The sequence below is a fragment of the Enterobacter cloacae complex sp. P16RS2 genome, assembly GCF_014982155.1.
In the GTDB taxonomy this organism is placed as follows: domain Bacteria; phylum Pseudomonadota; class Gammaproteobacteria; order Enterobacterales; family Enterobacteriaceae; genus Enterobacter; species Enterobacter cloacae_M.
Map to the genome: position 1 here is coordinate 12,684 of NZ_JADCKW010000005.1, position 18,547 is coordinate 31,230.

An 18,547-nucleotide genomic window follows, 5' to 3' on the forward strand; every position below is an offset into this window, starting at 1 on the left:
CCTTTATTTTTTAATCGGCAGGAAAACCGAAAACTCGGTATGTCCCGGCCAACTGGTAAATTCAATTTTCCCGGAGTGTTGATCGATCAAACTGCGGGCAATGGATAAGCCCAGGCCGGTTCCGCCTTCGCGACCGCTTACCATCGGGTAGAACAGGGTGTCCTGCAAATGCGATGGAATGCCGGGCCCGTTATCCTCAACGTCGATTCGGGCGGCCAGCCGGTAGCGCACGCCGTGTAACGTGAGCTGGAAGGCGGTGCGGGTGCGTAAAATAATCTCACCGCCTTCAGGCCCCAGCGCCTGCAGGGCATTACGCACAATATTCAACAGGACCTGCTCAATCTGGTCCGGGTCATGGGCCAGTTCCGGCAGGCTTGGGTCGTAATCACGTACTAGCGTGACGTTCTCTGGCAGCTCCATTGAGACGAGCTTCACCACCCGCTCAGCCACTTTATGGATGCTTTCTGTGACGTGCATTCCCGGCTGCTGCGGCCCGAGAAGACGGTCTACCAGATTCCGCAGACGGTCCGCCTGCTCAATGATGACGTTGGTATACTCCGCCAGCGCGGGATCGGGCAGCGCCTTGGTCAGAAGCTGCGCCGCGCCGCGTAATCCACCCAGCGGGTTTTTGATTTCATGCGCCAGACCGCGCACCAGATCACGGGCGGCAATCTGCTGCGCATGCTGAAGCTGCTCCTGGCTCAGTCGACGCTGATTATCCATCGGCGCCATTTCCAGCAGGATCAGACCTTCGGGAAGACGTTGCGCGGTTAACGACAGAATGTGCGAGCGCCCGTCGATCACCAGCGTGACTTCGTTATCGGTAAACCCCTGGCCAGCCTGCAAACTTTCCTGCATCAGGCCAATATTCAGCGAAAAATAGCTCAGGAGTTCAGGAAGCGGGGTGCCGAACAGTTTACGTGCGCTTTGGGCGAGCAGCTGCTGCGCGGCCGGGTTGGCGTAATGAACGGCCAGCTCGTCATCGACCAGCAATATGCTGTTAATCAAAGAATTGAGGATCTGCCCAGCATCGGGCAGCGTGCCAGTTGCCATTCAGCAGTCTCCTGGAGTCGTTTGCACTAATTTAGTGCAGTATAGCGTTTTCGGCGTAAAAAGCGCGTGAGATCAGGTTGTTGGTGGAGAAAAAAGCCCATCCGGAGATGGGCTAAAAGTTTCCACGGCAACTACCCCCGGCGTTTATCACGCCGGGTAAAACAACTTTTATTAAACGCTGTAGTACAGTTCGAACTCAACCGGGTGTGGAGTCATACGCACGCGGTCGTTCTCTTCCATACGCAGGGCGATGTAGGCATCGATAGCGTCGTCAGTGAATACGCCACCTGCAGTCAGGAACTCGCGGTCTGCGTCCAGCGCCTGCAGGGCTTCTTCCAGAGAGCCAGCAACCTGTGGGATCTCTTTCGCTTCTTCTGGCGGCAGGTCGTACAGGTTTTTGTCCATCGCTTCGCCCGGGTGGATCTTGTTCTTGATACCGTCCAGACCGGCCATCAGCAGTGCTGCGAAGCACAGGTATGGGTTAGCCGCTGGGTCCGGGAAGCGAACTTCGATACGACGCGCTTTAGGAGAAGCCACCACCGGGATACGGATAGAAGCAGAACGGTTACGTGCAGAGTAGGCCAGCATCACTGGCGCTTCGTAGCCCGGGACCAGACGCTTGTAGGAGTTCGTAGTTGGGTTCGCCAGGGCGTTGATTGCTTTAGCGTGTTTGATAACACCACCGATGTAATACAGCGCCTGCTCGGACAGACCGGCATATTTGTCGCCAGAGAACAGGTTGGTACCGTTCTTGGACAGAGACATGTGGCAGTGCATACCGGAACCGTTATCGCCAAACATTGGTTTTGGCATGAAGGTCGCGGTTTTACCGAAACGGTGCGCAACGTTGTGCACAACGTATTTGTAGATCTGAATTTCGTCCGCTTTTTTGGTCATGGTGTTGAAGCGGGTTGCCACTTCGTTCTGACCAGCAGTCGCCACTTCGTGGTGGTGAGCTTCAACAACCAGGCCCATCTCTTCCATCACCAGACACATGGTGGAACGGATGTCCTGTGCAGAGTCGACCGGAGGAACCGGGAAGTAACCGCCTTTCACGCCAGGACGGTGACCTTTGTTACCGCCTTCGTATTTGGTGGAAGAGTTCCATGCACCTTCGATGTCGTCGATAGCCACGTGGGAGCCAGAAATAGAGGCACCGAAACGGATGTCATCGAACAGGAAGAATTCTGGCTCTGGCCCGAACAGAACGGTGTCTGCGATGCCGGTAGAACGCAGGTACTCTTCAGCGCGTTTCGCGATAGAACGCGGGTCGCGGTCGTAGCCCTGCAGCGTGCCTGGCTCGAGGATGTCGCAACGGATGATCAGGGTTGGTTCTTCGAAGAACGGATCAATGACCGCAGTGGTCGCGTCTGGCATCAGAACCATGTCGGATTCGTTAATGCCTTTCCAGCCACCAATGGAGGAGCCGTCAAACATTTTGCCTTCTTCAAAGAATTCGGCGTTCACCTGATGAGCAGGGATTGTGACGTGCTGTTCTTTACCTTTGGTATCGGTGAAGCGCAGATCAACAAACTTCACTTCATGTTCGTTCAGCATCGTCAAAACGTGTTCAGCGGACATACTTAACTCTCCAGATTGGTCATTGTCGTCGTGGTAACGAGGTCTTCAATTTCTGTTTGTACTGGCTGGTGCCATGTATTTTTTATAAAGCGAAATCTGTGCCAACTTTTAAATCACCCCAAAAAGGCGTTATCATGCGCACCATAGTGCAAAAGGGCTGCACCACAATGGATTTGTTGCACCAGTATAGTGCTTCAATGTGAACATTGAGCACCATATTGGTGCAATTTACGTTAAAGTGCCCTTTTACCGCTCCGTGAAAGCGATCACAAAGCATCTCTGCAATACTTGTTTGCGGGGGATGTTTGTGATCCTGTTTTGTAGTGCGATTAATCCGTGTACAATAACGCGCTATTTCTAAATGCCTGAGGCAAAGTTGTGATCGAAAATTTGCGTAACATCGCCATCATCGCGCACGTAGACCATGGTAAAACTACCCTGGTTGACAAGCTGCTGCAGCAATCCGGTACGTTTGATGCGCGTGCCGAAACCCAAGAACGCGTGATGGACTCCAACGATTTGGAGAAAGAGCGTGGGATTACCATCCTCGCGAAAAACACCGCGATTAAATGGAATGACTACCGTATCAACATCGTTGATACCCCAGGGCACGCCGACTTCGGTGGTGAAGTTGAACGTGTAATGTCCATGGTAGACTCCGTTCTGCTGGTCGTTGACGCAATGGATGGCCCAATGCCACAGACGCGCTTCGTGACCAAAAAAGCTTTTGCCCATGGTCTGAAGCCAATCGTTGTTATCAACAAAGTTGACCGCCCTGGCGCGCGTCCTGACTGGGTTGTTGACCAGGTCTTCGACCTGTTCGTTAACCTCGATGCGACCGACGAGCAGCTGGACTTCCCTATCGTTTACGCATCTGCGCTGAACGGTATCGCAGGCCTGGACCACGAAGACATGGCTGAAGACATGACCCCGCTGTATCAGGCGATTGTTGACCGTGTTCCTGCGCCAAACGTCGATCTCGACGGTACCCTGCAGATGCAGATCTCTCAGCTCGACTACAACAACTACGTTGGCGTAATCGGCATTGGTCGTATCAAGCGCGGTAAAGTGAAGCCGAACCAGCAGGTCACTATCATCGATAGCGAAGGCAAAACCCGTAACGGTAAAGTCGGTAAAGTACTGACTCACCTGGGTCTTGAGCGTATCGAGAGTGACGTTGCGGAAGCGGGCGACATCATCGCTATCACCGGTCTGGGTGAACTGAACATCTCCGACACCATCTGCGATCCGCAGAACGTCGAAGCGCTGCCAGCCCTGTCCGTTGATGAACCAACCGTATCCATGTTCTTCAACGTCAACACCTCTCCGTTCTGTGGTAAAGAAGGTAAATTCGTTACCTCTCGTCAGATCCTTGACCGCCTGAACAAAGAGCTGGTGCACAACGTTGCGCTGCGCGTTGAAGAAACCGAAGATGCTGATGCATTCCGCGTTTCTGGTCGTGGTGAGCTGCACCTGTCTGTTCTGATTGAGAACATGCGTCGTGAAGGTTTCGAAATGGCGGTTTCCCGTCCGAAAGTAATCTTCCGCGAGATCGATGGCCGTAAACAAGAGCCATTCGAAAACGTAACGCTGGACGTTGAAGAGCAGCATCAGGGTTCTGTGATGCAGGCTCTGGGTGAGCGTAAAGGCGACCTGAAAAACATGAATCCAGATGGCAAAGGCCGCGTACGTCTCGACTACGTGATCCCAAGCCGTGGCCTGATCGGCTTCCGTTCTGAGTTCATGACCATGACCTCCGGTACCGGCCTGCTGTACTCCACCTTCAGCCACTACGACGACGTTCGTCCGGGCGAAGTGGGCCAGCGTAACAACGGCGTACTGATCTCCAACGGTCAGGGTAAAGCTGTTGCGTTTGCGCTGTTCGGTCTGCAGGATCGCGGTAAGCTGTTCCTGGGTCACGGTGCTGAAGTTTATGAAGGCCAGATCATCGGTATTCACAGTCGTTCTAACGACCTGACCGTAAACTGCCTGACCGGTAAGAAACTGACCAACATGCGTGCGTCCGGTACTGACGAAGCAACGGTTCTGGTTCCACCGATCAAGATGACTCTGGAGCAGGCTCTGGAATTCATCGATGATGACGAACTGGTAGAAGTGACTCCACAGTCAATTCGTATCCGTAAACGTCACCTGACCGAGAACGATCGTAAACGTGCTATGCGCGGTGCGAAAGAAGAGTAATACAGGTTAGCGTTAACGCTGTCCTGTATGTAAAAAGCCGCTGAGCGATCAGCGGCTTTTTTATTAGAACGAATACCGTAACCCTAAACGGATCCGGTACTGCTCCCGGTTGTAATCATTCCATCGGTCCAGCCACTGCAGTTCGAGGTACGGCAGCCAGTTTCTGTCGATCTTGTAGCTGAATTTATTGGTAATTTCCCAGTGATGGTCTTTGCCATTTTTGCTGTGGTAATCATTCACCCGCTGGAAAAAGTGCGGTTCAAAGGTGTAGAAAAACGCATCCGTCACTTTGAAATTCCAGTAGTTGGCAAATTCGTGCGTGTCGTTTTTATCCATCTGCCCGTTATAGTCCGGCGTATCGTAATTGTTATGGTTATAGCGATAGCGGAACGTCAGATTAAACCAGTCCGTAAATTTGTAGTTGGTATCTAAATAAACTGCGCCACCGGACCCTGCGCTGCTGTCGTTAATCAACCCACCGGGCTGGAAGGTGAGTTCGTCGGTCGGCTTAAAGAGCGGATACCACCCCTCGATTTCGTTATAGCTGTGCTTCAGCTCATCCCATTTGCCCACGTTATAGGCGTTGGTGAACATCAGTCCCGCGCCCATATCAAAGTTAAATCCTGCACGCAGGATCACCTCGTGCAGCTCTGAGGCCGTATTGTAGGCTTCGCGCGTTTCGACATAGGCCCCGGCAAATACCGGGCAGGACACAGACGACACGATCAGTACAGTAATGATTCTTTTCATAATTTGTCCATGTATCAGGTACAGAAAGGCCCCCCTCCTGATTAACAGGAAGGACATATTGGCCGGATTTATTGTTATAAAGTGACTGCTGACGCTTTATTATTGGTGGTTATCTCAGGGGTATTCGCGGTTTGTTTTTTCCGTTTTCCAATCTCCTCGATAATAAAGGCGAAGCGCGCTTCGTTGAGTTTATAAAACAACCCCATGGTCATGGCGGCGACGATCGCCAGGCCGCACGGCCAGAGGAAAATCAGCTGACGCAACCCAAGCAGTGTGCCCGCGCTCTGCACCGCATGAGGAACGTAGCCAATCTGGGTCAGCATAATACCGGGCAGGAAACCGGCGAGCGCGGCGGAGATTTTGCGCGAGAAGGTATAGCCGGTATACACCGACCCTTCGGCGCGAATGCCGGTTTTCCACTCGCCGTAATCAACGGTATCGGGTACCAGCGCCCAGTTAAGGCTGTTCACAAACGCCGTGCCGAAGAAGGCCATGCAGGAAAACAGCACGAACAGCAGGGAACTGGCCCCCCAGAAGAAGTTCAGCACGTCTCCCACCGCCCACAGCGCCAGCCCGCCCAGATAGACCGGTTTCTTGCCAAAGCGCTTCACCGCGCCGGGCACCAGAAACACGCCAATCAGAATGCAGCCCATGCTGAAAAAACCCATCCACGACAGCAGATGCAGATCGTTCAGCACGTACTGGGTGTAATAGACCTGAATCGCCAGCTTGATGTTAAACGCGGCGAGGGTACACAGGTTGGCAACGCACAGCACCAGCAGCGGCGGATTGCGGAAAATTGCACAGAACGATTTCAGAATGCCGGGCTTATGGTGATCGGGCGTAACCTCCACATAGCGCTCTTTCACCCCGCTGTAGCACCACCACATGCAGAACAGGCCGCCGGTGACGAATGCAATCGCGGCCACCAGATAGCCTAAAGAGGGCTGGTGGACGAACAGCGCCTGAATGGGCATAAAGCCGACGGTACAAAGCAACAGCCCCACCGTTGCGCCGCCCTGACGCCAGGCCGCAAGCTGTGCGCGCTCGTTCGGGTTTTTGGTGATGGCCGGGACCATCGCACCGTAGGCGCAGTTCATCAGGCTATAGCAGAGGCCAAACATCATGAAGAGGACGGTGGCGAGCGCCGTTTTCACCGTCAGGTTAAAGTCGTTGGCCATAAACTGCGCCGTCGCGACCAGCGCCACCGGCATGGAGGCGTAAAGAATAAATGGCCGGAACTTCCCCCTCGGACCGATGTTACGCCGGGAGTCGAGCATCACGCCGGTCAGCATGTCGGTAAACGCGGTAAAGAACTTTGCCACCAGGAAAATGATGCCGCCATAAAACGCCGGCATGCCCAGTTCATCGGTGTAAAACTTCAGCAGATACAGCGTGCCAATACACAGCATCAGGTTCGAGCCAAAATCGCCCATCCCGTAGGCGCACTTCTCTCGCAGGCTCAATTTCAGGGTTAACGGATCAGTATTATGCGTCATGGTCGATCCTCAGAACGCCCCGCAGGGCGCTCTATCACGTCATTTATGCCGTACGTTTGCGCAGTTCGATCTCTTCGACGATGCGCACATACATCTTCTCGTTGAGGTTGTAGAAGCAGCCCATCGCCACGATGGTGATAACCGCCAGCAGGCTCGGGTAGATAAATATCAGCTGCCGCAGCCCTTCAACCGTGCCGGCGGATTGCACCACGTTGGGCACATAGCCGATCTGCGTGAGCATGATCCCCGGGAAGAAGCCCGCCAGCGCCTGGGATACCTTCCGGAAGAAGGTAAAGCCGGTATAGACCGTCCCCTCGGAGCGCACGCCGGTGCGCCACTCGCCGTATTCCACGGTATCGGACACCAGCGCCCAGTTCAGGCTGTTAACAAACGCGGAACCAAAGAACGCCAGGCAGGAGAACGCCACAAAGCTCACCGATCCGCCTCCGAAGAAGTAGTTGAGCAGATCGCCCGCCACCCAAATCATCAGCCCGCTGATGTAGACCTTTTTCTTGCCGAAACGCCGCACCGCGCCGGGCATCATAAAGACGCCGATAAAAATACAGCCCATGCTGAAGAAGCCCATGTATGACAGCAGGATCGGGTCGTTCAGCACGTACTGCGTGTAGTAGACCTGAATGGCAAGTTTGACGTTAAAGGCACCCAGCGTGCACAGGTTCGCGATGCACAGGATAAACAATGGGCGGTTCCCGGCGATGGCGCGAAACGACTGCAGCAGGCCCGGTTTTTGCGCCGGGTTTGCAGGCTGTGTCTCGACATAACGCTCCGTCACGCCCTTATAGCACCACCACATAAAGAACAGCCCGAACAGCGAGAAGAGGGTGGCGGCAAAGATATAGCCAAGCTGGTCATTGCCCTCAATGAGATTCATCACCGGTACAAAGCCCACGGTACACAACAGCAGGCCAAGCGTTGCGCCGCCCTGACGCCAGGCTGCCAGCGAGGCGCGCTCGTCCGGGTTTTTGGTAATGGCGGGCACCATCGCGCCGTAGGAGCAGTTCATCATGCTGAAGAACAGGCCGTACAGCATGAACAGCACCGTCGCCATCACCGTTTTACCGGTGATTTCAAATGGCGTGCCGACGAAGTTGGCAATCGCCAGTAAGGTCACCGGGAAGGCCGCGTACAGTACGAACGGGCGGAATTTCCCTTTCGGGCCGATCCTGCGCCGGGAGTCGAGCATGATCCCGGTGCCCATGTCGGTGAAGGCGGTAAAGAACTTCGCAATCAGGAAGATAATCCCGCCGTAGGTGCCCGGCAGCCCCAGCACGTCGGTGTAAAACTTCAGCAAATAGAGCGTGCCGATATCCAGCAGGATGTTAGAGCCGAGGTCGCCCATCCCGTAGGCGAGTTTTTCTTTAAACGGCAGTCGTAGGGTTGCCGGATCGGAAGTATGTTGACTCATTATTATTCTCCGTCTGCCCGCAGGTTTCCCTGCGGGCGAGCCTTATCAGATATGACGTAAGGTGCTAAACAGATCTGCCCATTCGCTGTGCTGGCGATAGAACACCGGCGGCTTGCCGAGCGGGGCATCAACGGTCACGTCACCGCCCTGGCAGGTTTCCCCGTTCCACGCATTCACCCAGCTGTCCTGTGGCAGATAGAGCGTCCAGTCGCGGCGTCCCTCTTCATAAACCGGTGCCACCAGCAGATCGCGGCCAAACAGATACTGGTATTTCAGCGAGTAGGCGCGCGCGTCGTCCTCGTAGTGCAGGAACAGCGGGCGCATCACCGGCAGGCCGCTTTTCGCGTTCTGCGCGACCGCGGCTTTGATGTACGGCTTCAGGGTGGTGAAGACGGTGGTCATGCGCGCGAAGTGCGCGATGGTTTCCGCGTCGCCGTCGAACTGCCAGTTATCGCCGGGACGGTTGCCCTCATGGGTACGCATCATCGGCGTAAAGGCGCTGAAGTCGCACCAGCGCAGCAGCAGTTCCTTGCTGCGCTTCATCTCGAACAGGGTGGTATAGCCGCCGATGTCGCTGTGGTGCAGGCCGTGCCCGGTCATCGCCAGCGACAGCGCCGCCGGTACGACAGACGCCAGACCGTCGTCCAGGCTCCAGTCAACGTTTTGATCGCCCGCCCACATCATCACCGAGTGCTTCTGGCTGCCGGTGTAGCCCGCACGCATGAAGAACAGGATCTCCCCGAGCTTGCCGGTTTCCTGAAGCGCTTCGTAATTACATTTAGCCCACAGGGCAGGCCAGGCGTTATGCATGATTTCTGCGCTGACGCCGTTGTGCAGGAAGGTATTGGGCGGCAGATATTCCCCGAAATCGGCCATCCAGCCGCCGCAGCCCAGCGCGATCAGGTTCTTTTTGATGACCTCTTTGTACCAGTCGTAGGCTGCCGGGTTGGTTAGGTCGATAACGCCCGCGTAGAACTCGCCGAACTCGACGTGGTAGTCCTTGCCGTCGGCGTTTTTGGTCAGATAGCCGCGCGTTGCCGCCTCTTCGCAGAGATCTTTATCGCTGGCGACGTACGGGTTGATATAGGAGAGGAACTGCACGCCTTCCTGTTTCCACTTCGCAATCCGCTCATCAAGCTGCGGATAAAGTTCGCTGTTCCACTTCCAGTTCCACATCACGCGTTTGCCAAAGGAGGTCATCCGGATGCCGGACCAGTCCTGCGCCCAGATGCCGTTTACCTTCACGCCGCCCTCGCGCATGGCGTCGAGCTTTTGCTGACACACCTCGGTGCCGCCCTGAATGCCCAGCGTCACGCCGTCGTAAACCCAGTCCGGTAGTTCAGGCTGACGCCCCAGCAGGCCGGTCAGTTTTTCCAGCAGATCGACGTAGGTTTCCGCACATTCGAAGCGCAATGTGGCGTTATCTTCCCAGAACGCCAGCTCGTGGAAGTCCGGCGCGCTGAAGTCGAAGTTCATATAACAGCTGTTATCCACGTGGCAGTAGTACTTCTGGGTGCTCACGAAGGTAGGCTGCGGGAAGAAGGTCCAGTAGTAGTCGCCGCCCGCGTTCTCTTTGCAGTCGGCCTGCCAGGTCACGTAGGTTTGCTTATTGCGACCCACGCCCTGCTCGCTGGTCCACAGCGGGAACGGCTTGCCGCGCAGATCGAAATACGAGAACTGCTCGCCGCAGCCGTAGATATGATCTTGTGGCTGAGCCGCCAGCCGCAGCCAGATGCGGTTATGGCCGGGAGCATCGTTTTTAAGCTTCAGCTCCAGACGGCCTTCGCCATCCACGCCCACCAGCAGCGTTGCGCTCACCGCGTCGCCGCGGGTAAAGCGGATCGCCCAGCCCGCGCTTTGCTGCGTGACGGTCGCGTCCGTCAGGGCAATCTTTTCGTTGAGCTTGTCTTTGATGCTGAAGTTGCCGCGAAACATCTCGATATCCGCCTCGCCTGCGCCGATCCACAGGCAAGGGGCATCCGCGGTGTGGGATAAAATCAGACGGTCCTGCCAGTGCAGGGTGAAACCACTTTCGTTATTTTTCAGGTCAATATTGTGTAGGGTACGCATAAAAACTCCGTCTTTATTATTTGGCCAGGCTATCCAGTAATCCGGCGGCTACGGCTGGGGCTAAGCCCGGCGTCAGCGGCAGGCGGGGGATCGCCAGACAGTGCAGCAGGTGGTAAATATCCTGCTTGCCGTCCCAGACTTTGGTGGTCACTTCGTTATTGGTGTCCAGCTCCTGCCACCAGGAACCGTTTTCGTAATCCATCAGGTACTTGATGCAGTAATCCCACCATTTCTGATACCAGGCTTCGTACTGCGCCTCACCGGTGACGGTGTAGAGGGCATAAGCCGTGCCCATCGCCTCGACGATCGGCCAGCGCACGCGTTCGCGCACGATAGGCTTACCGTCCCAGCCCACGGAGTAGACAAACCCGTCGGCCCCGTCGGGTGCCCAGGCGTCGCGGATAGTGGCGTGAAACAGGCCTTTCGCATCTTCCAGCAGCCACTCCGGCGGGGTTTCAAAGCGGGCTTCCAGCGCGGCGCGCAGGTGCAGCATCAGGCGGCCCCACTCAATCCAGTGCCCCGGCGTACCGCCGTAGGCGCGGAAGCGGTGGGCGGGATTATCGATGTTGTAATCGCGGATCGGGTTCCAGTTCGTATCAAAATGCTCGTTAACGCGATACTCTCCTTTGCGCGCCACGTCGTGAATAATCACCGAGGCGATGCGCAGGGCGCGGTCGAGCCATTTGCGGTCGTGGGTCACGTCGTAGACGATCAGGAAGGCTTCCACGGCGTGCATGTTGGCGTTACCGCCGCGGTAATCTTCCGTTTTGCTGAAGGCTTCATCCCAGGACTCCAGGCACATCTGCTCCTGTTCGCTCCAGAAGTAACGCTCAATCACCTCGATGGCATCGTCCAGCAGCCTGCGTGCCTGCGGGTGGCCCGTGGTCACGGCGCTCGCTGCGCCCAGCAGGACGAAGAAGTGCTGATAGCCCTGCTTGGACGCATCAATCACGCCTTCATCGTTAACGCAGGCGTACCAGCCGCCGTGCTGTTTGTCGCGCAGCGGACCGTTCAGGGCATTAATGCCGTGCTCAACCAGGGCGTACGCGCCGGGGCGCCCCATGTTCGCCGCCACCGCGTACACGTGCAGCATGCGGGCGGTGATCCACAGATGGGTGCCCATATCGCTGCGCACCTGCCCGTTATTGCCCAGCCAGCCAAAGCCGGTTGGTACGGCGGCGTTTTTACCGAAATCGAGAATGCGGTCGGTCTCTTGTTCGAGCCAGCGGTTATGGCTCAGGGTGTTAAACCATTTCATGTTCGGGTCCTTTCTTAACGGCGAGCCATCATTTCGTCGACGATCTCACCCAGACGCTGCAGTTTGGGTACAGAAATATCGCGGAGCATCAGCCCGGTGTCCGGCAGGCCAATCACCGATGACCAGACGGCGCGACCGGCTAAAAAGCCCGATGCCCCCGCCTGCATGGCGACGCTTACGGCGCGCGGGAATAACTTATCGTCCACGCCGGAGGAGAGGATCACCCACGGCATGGCGATGTTCTCGTTTAGCCTTTGCGAGGCGGCCAGCAGTTCCTGCTGCGTGCCTTTGCCAAACAGCGGCATCTCCACTTTGTAGAGGTCGGCGCCGCTGTCGCCCAGCTCTTTGGCCGCGTCGATAATCGCCTGATCGCGGTTAAACGCTGCACCGCGACGGGGAGGACGTACTACCGGCTCGATAATGCTCAGCAGCCCGTTATCGTGGCACAGCGTGTTGAACGCCTTCACCATCTCCAGGCGCTGCTGCGGATCTTCATCGCTGCGCCAAAGCACCAGCAGCTTCAGCGCTTTGCCGCCATCGCGTTTGACGGCCTGCGCGTCGATGTTTTTGTCAATCACCACGCTGTCGACCGGGATGCCGTTCCCCGGGATAAACTCGTCGGCAGCCACAATCATTGCGCAGCTTTTGGCCACAGCATGCTGTTCCACAATCTGGCGATAGCAGAACTGCTGGTCGACGAGAATGGCAGAGGCGTACGGCGACAAAATTTTTGCCGCCTTGACCTTAAAATCCGTCAGGTGCTGGTCGGTTACCGGTACCGGCGCACCTGCGGCGGCAAACATCAGGCGCATCGCTTCGCGCTGATCCACTGCCAGCATCGCAAAACCGCCGGAAGGTCGGGTGATATCTTTCAGGGTGTACATCGTCATTCCTCAGTCCTTTCGTATCAGTGTGATTTTTTCAGCCCGGCAGATGCGCGAACCTGTTCAAGAATGGCCGTCCAGTCTTCGCGCCCGCGCCCGGCGGCGCGAGCCTGGTTGTAAACCTCGCGGGACGCCGCGCCCAGCGGCATCGGGACGTGGAGCTGGTTAGCCACGTCCAGGGCGATCCCCAGATCTTTATGCGCAAGATCGATCATGAAGGCGGGTGAAAGATCCCCTTTCAGCACCTTGTTTGGCCATGAGGTGGTGAAGTGCCCTTTACCCGCAGGCGTTCCGCTCATCACCTTCAGCGCCACGTCAAAGGAGAGGCCAAGCGCTTCACACAGCACGGCCGCCTCGGCGGAAAGGGCGTTCAGGGCGATGCTCATGTAGTTATTGATAAGCTTCACGCGGATGCCCATGCCCGGCCCGCCGGCGTTAATCAGCTCATTGCCCATCGCCATTAATACGGGGGTGGCGCGCTCAACCTGCTGCGCGGTGCCGCCTGCCAGCAGGAGCAGCGTGCCGGCGATGGCATGGTCGGACGTGCGTCCCACGGGCACGTCCATCAGGCTGAAGCCGCGTTCAGCCATGTCGCGGATCAGCGCGTCGGTTTGCAGCGGGTGAATGGTGGACATGTCAATCACCAGCGCGTCGCGAGATAACCCTTCGCACACGCCGTGCTCGCCGAACAGGACGCTGCGTACCAGGTCGCCGTTTGGCAGCATGGTGATGACGAATTCGGCGTCCGTGGCTGCCTGTGCGGGTGTAGCCGCCGCCCGTGCGCCGCTCTCTACCAGCGCCTGAACTGCCTGCGGGTTCACGTCAAACACGTTAAGCTGGTGGCCTTGCTTTAACAGATTCTTCGCCATTGGCGCGCCCATCTGCCCTAAACCGATAAATGCGATTGCTGGCATGCCTCTCTCCTGTCACATCATGTCAATTTTTGTGCGTTTATGTTGTCTGTTTTTGATCGTATTTGTAATTTATAGTCAAAAAATTGACACGAGTCACTTTTTAAACATTTGGTGAAATTAAAATGAAGGCATCAGAAATCGCAGAAGGAATCACCATGACTCGCATCGTTTGTGTCGGCATTACCGTGCTGGATCGCATCTGGTATCTCGATGATTTACCGAAGGAAGGAGGGAAATATGTCGCAAAGGACTATACGGAAGTGGGGGGCGGCCCGGCGGCAACGGCGGCTGTGGCGGCGGCAAAGCTGGGCGCGGAAGTGGATTTTATTGGCCGGGTGGGCGACGACGATACCGGCAGACGACTGCTGGCGGAGCTGGAATCCCTGGGGGTGAAGACCCGCTACACGCGCGTGTTTAAAGATGCGCGTTCGTCACAGTCTGCGGTCCTGGTTGACGGCTGCGGGGAGCGCGTGATTGCGAACTACCCCAGCCCCGATCTCCCTGCCGCGGCAGACTGGCTGCGTGAAATTGACTTCTCGCAATGGGATATCGTGTTAGCGGACGTGCGCTGGCATGACGGAGCAAAACAGGCATTTACCCTGGCCCGTAAGCAAGGTGTGCCGACGTTGCTGGATGCGGATGTTACCCCGCAGGATATCGCGGAGCTGATTTCCTTAAGCGATCACGCGGCCTTCTCCGCGCCGGGATTGCGGCGTTTAACGCAGCTGGATGAAACTGAAGACGCGCTGAAAAAAGCACAAACGCTCACAAATGGACATGTGTATGTTACGCAGGGGCGAGAGGGTTGCTTCTGGCTGGAAAACGGCGCATTGCGTCATCAGCCCGGTTTTGAGGTGGACGTGGTGGATACCACCGGGGCGGGCGACGTTTTCCACGGCGCGCAGGCGTTCAGTCTGGGGCAACAATCGTCCACTGCAGACGCCGTCCGCTTTGCCAGCGCCGTCGCAGCGCTGAAATGCACGAAGCCCGGTGGGCGTGCAGGTATACCCGACTGTGATCAAACCCGCTCTTTTTTGTCACTTTTTGTATAAAATGCGGGGCGAGATGGTTTTCAGAGGACAGCCCATGAGTCTTACCGAACTGACTGGCAACCCGCGTCACGATCAGCTTCTGACGCTGATTGCCGATCGCGGCTATATGAACATTGATGAACTGGCGCAACTGCTGGATGTCTCCACGCAAACGGTGCGCCGGGATATCCGCAAGCTGAGCGAGCAGGGACTGATCACGCGTCATCATGGTGGGGCGGGCAGGGCATCCAGCGTGGTGAACACGGCGTTCGAGCAGCGTGAAGTCTCGCTTACCGAAGAGAAGCGGGCGATTGCCGAGGCCATTGCGGACTATATTCCCGATGGCTCAACTATATTTATCACTATTGGGACGACCGTGGAGCACGTGGCCCGGGCGTTGCTTAACCATAACCACCTGCGCATTATCACCAACAGTCTGCGGGTGGCACACATTCTGTATAAGAACCCACGCTTTGAAGTGATGGTGCCGGGCGGCACGCTGCGCCCGCATAATGGCGGGATTATCGGGCCTGCGGCGACGGCGTTCGTATCGGGATTCCGTGCGGATTACCTGGTCACCAGCGTCGGGGCGATCGAACACGACGGTGCGATGATGGAATTTGACGTCAATGAAGCCAGCGTGGTGAAAACCATGATGGCCCACTCTCGCCACATTCTGCTCGCGGCCGATCATACGAAATATCAAGCGTCTGCGGCGGTTGAAATTGGCAACGTGGCTCAGGCGACGGCGCTCTTCACCGACGAACTGCCCGGCTCGGCGCTGCAAAATCATCTCAAATCCAGCAAAGTTGAAATGGTTGAAGTGATTTCAACCGACGAACAGCATGTAGGTTAACGCCTCTTCTGGCCTGGTTTTCACGTTCGGGCCATTCCTTTCTTTAAGCTGAATCTGACGCATAGCCAAACTTTATCTTTCCCGCTACAGTTACCTCTCCACGGCGAGCAGGAGATAACCATGCTTTATATCTTTGATTTAGGAAACGTAATCGTCGATATCGATTTTAATCGCGTGCTGGGTGCGTGGAGCGACTTTAGCCGCGTTCCGCTGGCGACACTGAAGCAGAATTTCGCGATGGGCGAGACCTTCCATCAGCATGAACGCGGCGAGATCGGTGATGAAGAATTCGCTGAACGTTTCTGTCAGGAGATGGATCTACCGTTGAGCTACGAGCAGTTTTCGCACGGCTGGCAGGCGGTATTTGTCGCCATCCGACCTGAAGTGATCGACATCATGCATAAGCTCCGCGAGCAGGGCCATCGGGTCGTTGTGTTGTCCAATACCAACCGTCTGCACACCACGTTCTGGCCTGAGGAATACCCTGAAGTTAAGGCGGCGGCCGACAAGATCTATCTTTCGCAGGAGATGGGTATGCGTAAGCCTGAAGCGCGAATTTATCAGGCTGTTCTGCAGTCAGAGGGATTCACCGCGGCCGATGCGGTCTTTTTCGACGACAACGCCGATAATATAGAGGGAGCTAACCAGTTAGGTATAACGTCAATTCAGGTGACCGGAAAAGAGACGATACCAAACTACTTTGCGAAGCAGCTATGCTAAAAACCGTTCATCAAAAAGCCACGCATCATACTCGCCCGCTGAGGGCATGGCTGAAACTGCTCTGGCACCGTATTGATGAGGACAACATGACCACGCTGGCGGGTAACCTCGCCTACGTGTCGTTGCTCTCATTAGTGCCGCTGGTGGCGGTCATTTTTGCCCTGTTTTCCGCCTTTCCGATGTTTGCGGACGTCAGCCTGCAGCTTCGCCATTTTGTCTTCGCGAATTTCATTCCTGCAACCGGGGATGTCATCCAGAACTACATTGAGCAGTTTGTTGCCAACTCCAATAAGATGACGGCAGTGGGGGCATGCGGTCTTATCGTTACCGCGCTGCTGTTGATGTACGCCATTGATAATGCGCTGAACACTATCTGGCGGAGTAAAAAAGCGCGGCCAAAGGTCTATTCCTTTGCCGTGTACTGGATGATTCTCACGCTGGGGCCGCTGCTGGCCGGGGCGAGCCTGGCGATCAGTTCGTATCTTCTCTCCTTGCGCTGGGCGAGTGAGTTAAACGGCGTAATTGATAATGCGCTTCGCATCTTCCCGCTGATCCTGTCGTGGCTCTCGTTCTGGCTGCTCTATAGCGTCGTGCCGACCACGCGCGTGCCTAACCGCGATGCGGTTGTGGGGGCGCTGGTGGCGGCGTTGCTTTTTGAGCTCGGTAAAAAAGGGTTTGCCCTCTACATCACCATGTTTCCGTCCTATCAGCTGATTTACGGCGTGCTGGCGGTGATCCCCATTTTGTTTGTCTGGGTCTACTGGACCTGGTGTATCGTCTTGCTTGGTGCCGAAATAACTGTCACTCTCGGTGTGTACCGCGAACTTAAAAAAGCAGCAGAAGCTGAAAAACAATTAGAAGCAGACCAACCATGATTGCATTGATACAGCGCGTAACCCGTGCCAGCGTCACCGTGGAGGGAGAGGTGACGGGTGAAATTGGCCCAGGACTTTTGGTGTTGTTAGGTGTCGAAAAGGATGACGACGAACAAAAAGCCAACCGCTTGTGTGAGCGCGTGCTGGGCTACCGTATTTTCAGCGATGCGGAAGGCAAGATGAACCTGAACGTTCAGCAGGCGGGCGGCAGCGTGCTGGTGGTTTCCCAGTTTACGCTGGCAGCGGATACCGAGCGCGGCATGCGCCCGAGCTTCTCTAAAGGCGCCGCGCCGGATCGTGCGGAAGCACTTTACGAGTACTTTGTTGAGCGTTGTCGCCAGCAGGAAATGAATACGCAAACCGGACGATTCGCTGCAGATATGCAGGTTTCGCTGGTGAACGATGGCCCCGTCACATTCTGGCTCCAGGTATGAGCCAACTGGCGGCGTGGCCGCGGGTAACAAGAGAGAGTACAGCTATGTATCACCTTCGAGTACCGCAAACGGAAGAAGAGTTAGACGCTTATTACCAGTTCCGCTGGGAAATGCTGCGCAAGCCACTGCATCAGCCAAAAGGATCTGAGCGCGACGCCTGGGATGCGATGGCCCACCATCAGATGGTGATGGACGAAGAGGGTAACCTCGTCGCCGTCGGGCGCTTGTATATCAACGCCGATAACGAAGCGTCGATTCGCTTTATGGCGGTTCATCCCTCCGTTCAGGACAAAGGTCTGGGAACGCTAATGGCGATGACCCTTGAGTCCGTCGCCCGTCAGGAAGGCGTTAAGCGCGTTACCTGTAGCGCCCGAGAAGATGCCGTAGAATTTTTCGCCAAGCTCGGCTTTGTGAATCAAGGGGAAATCACAACCCCGCAAACCACGCCGATTCGTCATTTTTTGATGATCAAACCCATCGCCACGCTGGATGATATTCTTCATCGCGCCGACTGGTGTGGACAGCTGCAGCAGGCCTGGTATCAGCACATTCCGCTCAGCGAAAAAATGGGCGTGCGCATTCAGCAGTACACCGGACAAAAATTTATTACCACCATGCCGGAAACCGGTAATCAGAACCCACACCACACCCTGTTTGCCGGAAGTCTGTTTTCCCTCGCGACGCTCACCGGGTGGGGTCTCATCTGGCTAATGCTTCGCGAGCGTCATCTGGGGGGCACGATCATTCTCGCCGATGCCCACATTCGCTATAGCGCACCGATAAGCGGCAAGCCGAGTGCCGTGGCCGATCTGGGGTCACTGGGTGGCGATCTTGACCGTCTGGCACGCGGTCGCAAGGCGCGCGTACAAATGCAGGTTGAACTGTTTGGCGATAAAACACCGGGGGCGGTGTTTGAAGGCACCTACATTGTTCTTCCAGCGAAGCCCTTCGGTGCGTATGAAGAGGGTGGGAACGAGGAGGAGTAATCTCCTGT

16 protein-coding genes are annotated in these 18,547 nt (G+C 56.1%); 7 read left to right on the forward strand and 9 right to left on the reverse strand.

Features of this window, described 5'->3' with window-relative positions; all coding sequences use genetic code 11:
- Positions 1-3: 3 nt before the first annotated feature.
- Together glnL and glnA are read right to left on the reverse strand one after the other, a co-directional pair.
- A complete protein-coding gene (gene glnL, locus INF68_RS01720; protein WP_008501857.1) occupies positions 4-1,053 on the reverse strand; it encodes a nitrogen regulation protein NR(II) in 1,050 nt (349 codons plus the stop codon).
- Positions 1,054-1,224: 171 nt separating this feature from the next.
- Positions 1,225-2,634, reverse strand: a complete 1,410-nt coding sequence (gene glnA, locus INF68_RS01725) for a glutamate--ammonia ligase (protein WP_023309763.1) — start codon at positions 2,632-2,634, stop codon at positions 1,225-1,227.
- A gap of 378 nt (positions 2,635-3,012) precedes the next feature.
- Between glnA and typA the strand changes: the two genes are divergently transcribed.
- On the forward strand, positions 3,013-4,836 hold the full coding sequence (gene typA, locus INF68_RS01730) for a ribosome-dependent GTPase TypA (protein ID WP_023309762.1): 1,824 nt from the start codon (positions 3,013-3,015) through the stop codon (positions 4,834-4,836).
- 63 nt (positions 4,837-4,899) lie between these two features.
- Here the strand turns inward: typA and ompL are convergent, their stop codons facing one another.
- The 7 genes from ompL to yihU form a co-directional block, all read right to left on the reverse strand.
- Positions 4,900-5,586 (reverse strand): porin OmpL, encoded by a 687-nt coding sequence (ompL, locus tag INF68_RS01735; protein ID WP_126787026.1) that lies wholly within the window; start codon positions 5,584-5,586, stop codon positions 4,900-4,902.
- Between the two features lie 74 nt (positions 5,587-5,660).
- Positions 5,661-7,085: an MFS transporter gene (locus INF68_RS01740; RefSeq protein ID WP_126787025.1), complete on the reverse strand. Its 1,425-nt coding sequence runs from the start codon at positions 7,083-7,085 to the stop codon at positions 5,661-5,663.
- A 43-nt stretch (positions 7,086-7,128) separates the two neighbouring features.
- Positions 7,129-8,511 carry an MFS transporter gene (locus INF68_RS01745; protein WP_126787024.1) on the reverse strand — a complete coding sequence of 461 codons (1,383 nt, stop codon included), beginning with the start codon at positions 8,509-8,511 and terminating at the stop codon, positions 7,129-7,131.
- Between the two features lie 45 nt (positions 8,512-8,556).
- Entirely contained in the window at positions 8,557-10,581 is a 2,025-nt protein-coding gene (locus tag INF68_RS01750; protein WP_126787023.1) for an alpha-glucosidase, read from the reverse strand.
- Between the two features lie 16 nt (positions 10,582-10,597).
- Positions 10,598-11,839 (reverse strand): sulfoquinovose isomerase, encoded by a 1,242-nt coding sequence (gene yihS / locus INF68_RS01755; protein WP_126787022.1) that lies wholly within the window; start codon positions 11,837-11,839, stop codon positions 10,598-10,600.
- A gap of 14 nt (positions 11,840-11,853) precedes the next feature.
- On the reverse strand, positions 11,854-12,729 hold the full coding sequence (gene yihT / locus INF68_RS01760; RefSeq protein ID WP_126787021.1) for a sulfofructosephosphate aldolase: 876 nt from the start codon (positions 12,727-12,729) through the stop codon (positions 11,854-11,856).
- A 17-nt stretch (positions 12,730-12,746) separates the two neighbouring features.
- A complete protein-coding gene (gene yihU, locus INF68_RS01765) occupies positions 12,747-13,637 on the reverse strand; it encodes a sulfolactaldehyde 3-reductase (RefSeq protein WP_126787020.1) in 891 nt (296 codons plus the stop codon).
- Between the two features lie 155 nt (positions 13,638-13,792).
- Between yihU and INF68_RS01770 the strand changes: the two genes are divergently transcribed.
- The 6 genes from INF68_RS01770 to fabY all read left to right on the forward strand — a co-directional run bounded on the left by INF68_RS01770 (position 13,793) and on the right by fabY (position 18,539).
- A complete protein-coding gene (locus INF68_RS01770; RefSeq protein WP_193525246.1) occupies positions 13,793-14,689 on the forward strand; it encodes a sugar kinase in 897 nt (298 codons plus the stop codon).
- 34 nt (positions 14,690-14,723) lie between these two features.
- Positions 14,724-15,524, forward strand: a complete 801-nt coding sequence (locus INF68_RS01775) for a DeoR/GlpR family DNA-binding transcription regulator (RefSeq protein ID WP_126787019.1) — start codon at positions 14,724-14,726, stop codon at positions 15,522-15,524.
- A 120-nt stretch (positions 15,525-15,644) separates the two neighbouring features.
- Positions 15,645-16,244 carry a glucose-1-phosphatase gene (yihX, locus tag INF68_RS01780; RefSeq protein WP_126787018.1) on the forward strand — a complete coding sequence of 200 codons (600 nt, stop codon included), beginning with the start codon at positions 15,645-15,647 and terminating at the stop codon, positions 16,242-16,244.
- Positions 16,238-17,119 (forward strand): virulence factor BrkB family protein, encoded by an 882-nt coding sequence (locus INF68_RS01785; RefSeq protein WP_109846453.1) that lies wholly within the window; start codon positions 16,238-16,240, stop codon positions 17,117-17,119. The genes yihX and INF68_RS01785 overlap by 7 nt, the downstream gene beginning before the upstream one ends.
- Entirely contained in the window at positions 17,116-17,553 is a 438-nt protein-coding gene (gene dtd, locus INF68_RS01790) for a D-aminoacyl-tRNA deacylase (protein ID WP_008501836.1), read from the forward strand. The genes INF68_RS01785 and dtd overlap by 4 nt, the downstream gene beginning before the upstream one ends.
- A gap of 44 nt (positions 17,554-17,597) precedes the next feature.
- Positions 17,598-18,539 (forward strand): fatty acid biosynthesis protein FabY, encoded by a 942-nt coding sequence (fabY, locus tag INF68_RS01795; protein WP_023309755.1) that lies wholly within the window; start codon positions 17,598-17,600, stop codon positions 18,537-18,539.
- Positions 18,540-18,547: the final 8 nt, after the last annotated feature.

Bases quoted from the DNA above. Each gene is read 5' to 3' on its own strand.
- INF68_RS01770 (WP_193525246.1), top strand. From the start codon at position 13,793: ATGACTCGCATCGTTTGTGTCGGCATTACCGTGCTGGATCGCATCTGG.
- yihT (WP_126787021.1), bottom strand. From the start codon at position 12,729: ATGACGATGTACACCCTGAAAGATATCACCCGACCTTCCGGCGGTTTT.
- ompL (WP_126787026.1), bottom strand. From the start codon at position 5,586: ATGAAAAGAATCATTACTGTACTGATCGTGTCGTCTGTGTCCTGCCCG.
- INF68_RS01775 (WP_126787019.1), top strand. From the start codon at position 14,724: ATGAGTCTTACCGAACTGACTGGCAACCCGCGTCACGATCAGCTTCTG.
- INF68_RS01740 (WP_126787025.1), bottom strand. From the start codon at position 7,085: ATGACGCATAATACTGATCCGTTAACCCTGAAATTGAGCCTGCGAGAG.
- INF68_RS01745 (WP_126787024.1), bottom strand. From the start codon at position 8,511: ATGAGTCAACATACTTCCGATCCGGCAACCCTACGACTGCCGTTTAAA.
- glnA (WP_023309763.1), bottom strand. From the start codon at position 2,634: ATGTCCGCTGAACACGTTTTGACGATGCTGAACGAACATGAAGTGAAG.
- yihU (WP_126787020.1), bottom strand. From the start codon at position 13,637: ATGCCAGCAATCGCATTTATCGGTTTAGGGCAGATGGGCGCGCCAATG.
- fabY (WP_023309755.1), top strand. From the start codon at position 17,598: ATGTATCACCTTCGAGTACCGCAAACGGAAGAAGAGTTAGACGCTTAT.
- INF68_RS01750 (WP_126787023.1), bottom strand. From the start codon at position 10,581: ATGCGTACCCTACACAATATTGACCTGAAAAATAACGAAAGTGGTTTC.
- dtd (WP_008501836.1), top strand. From the start codon at position 17,116: ATGATTGCATTGATACAGCGCGTAACCCGTGCCAGCGTCACCGTGGAG.
- yihS (WP_126787022.1), bottom strand. From the start codon at position 11,839: ATGAAATGGTTTAACACCCTGAGCCATAACCGCTGGCTCGAACAAGAG.
- INF68_RS01785 (WP_109846453.1), top strand. From the start codon at position 16,238: ATGCTAAAAACCGTTCATCAAAAAGCCACGCATCATACTCGCCCGCTG.
- glnL (WP_008501857.1), bottom strand. From the start codon at position 1,053: ATGGCAACTGGCACGCTGCCCGATGCTGGGCAGATCCTCAATTCTTTG.
- yihX (WP_126787018.1), top strand. From the start codon at position 15,645: ATGCTTTATATCTTTGATTTAGGAAACGTAATCGTCGATATCGATTTT.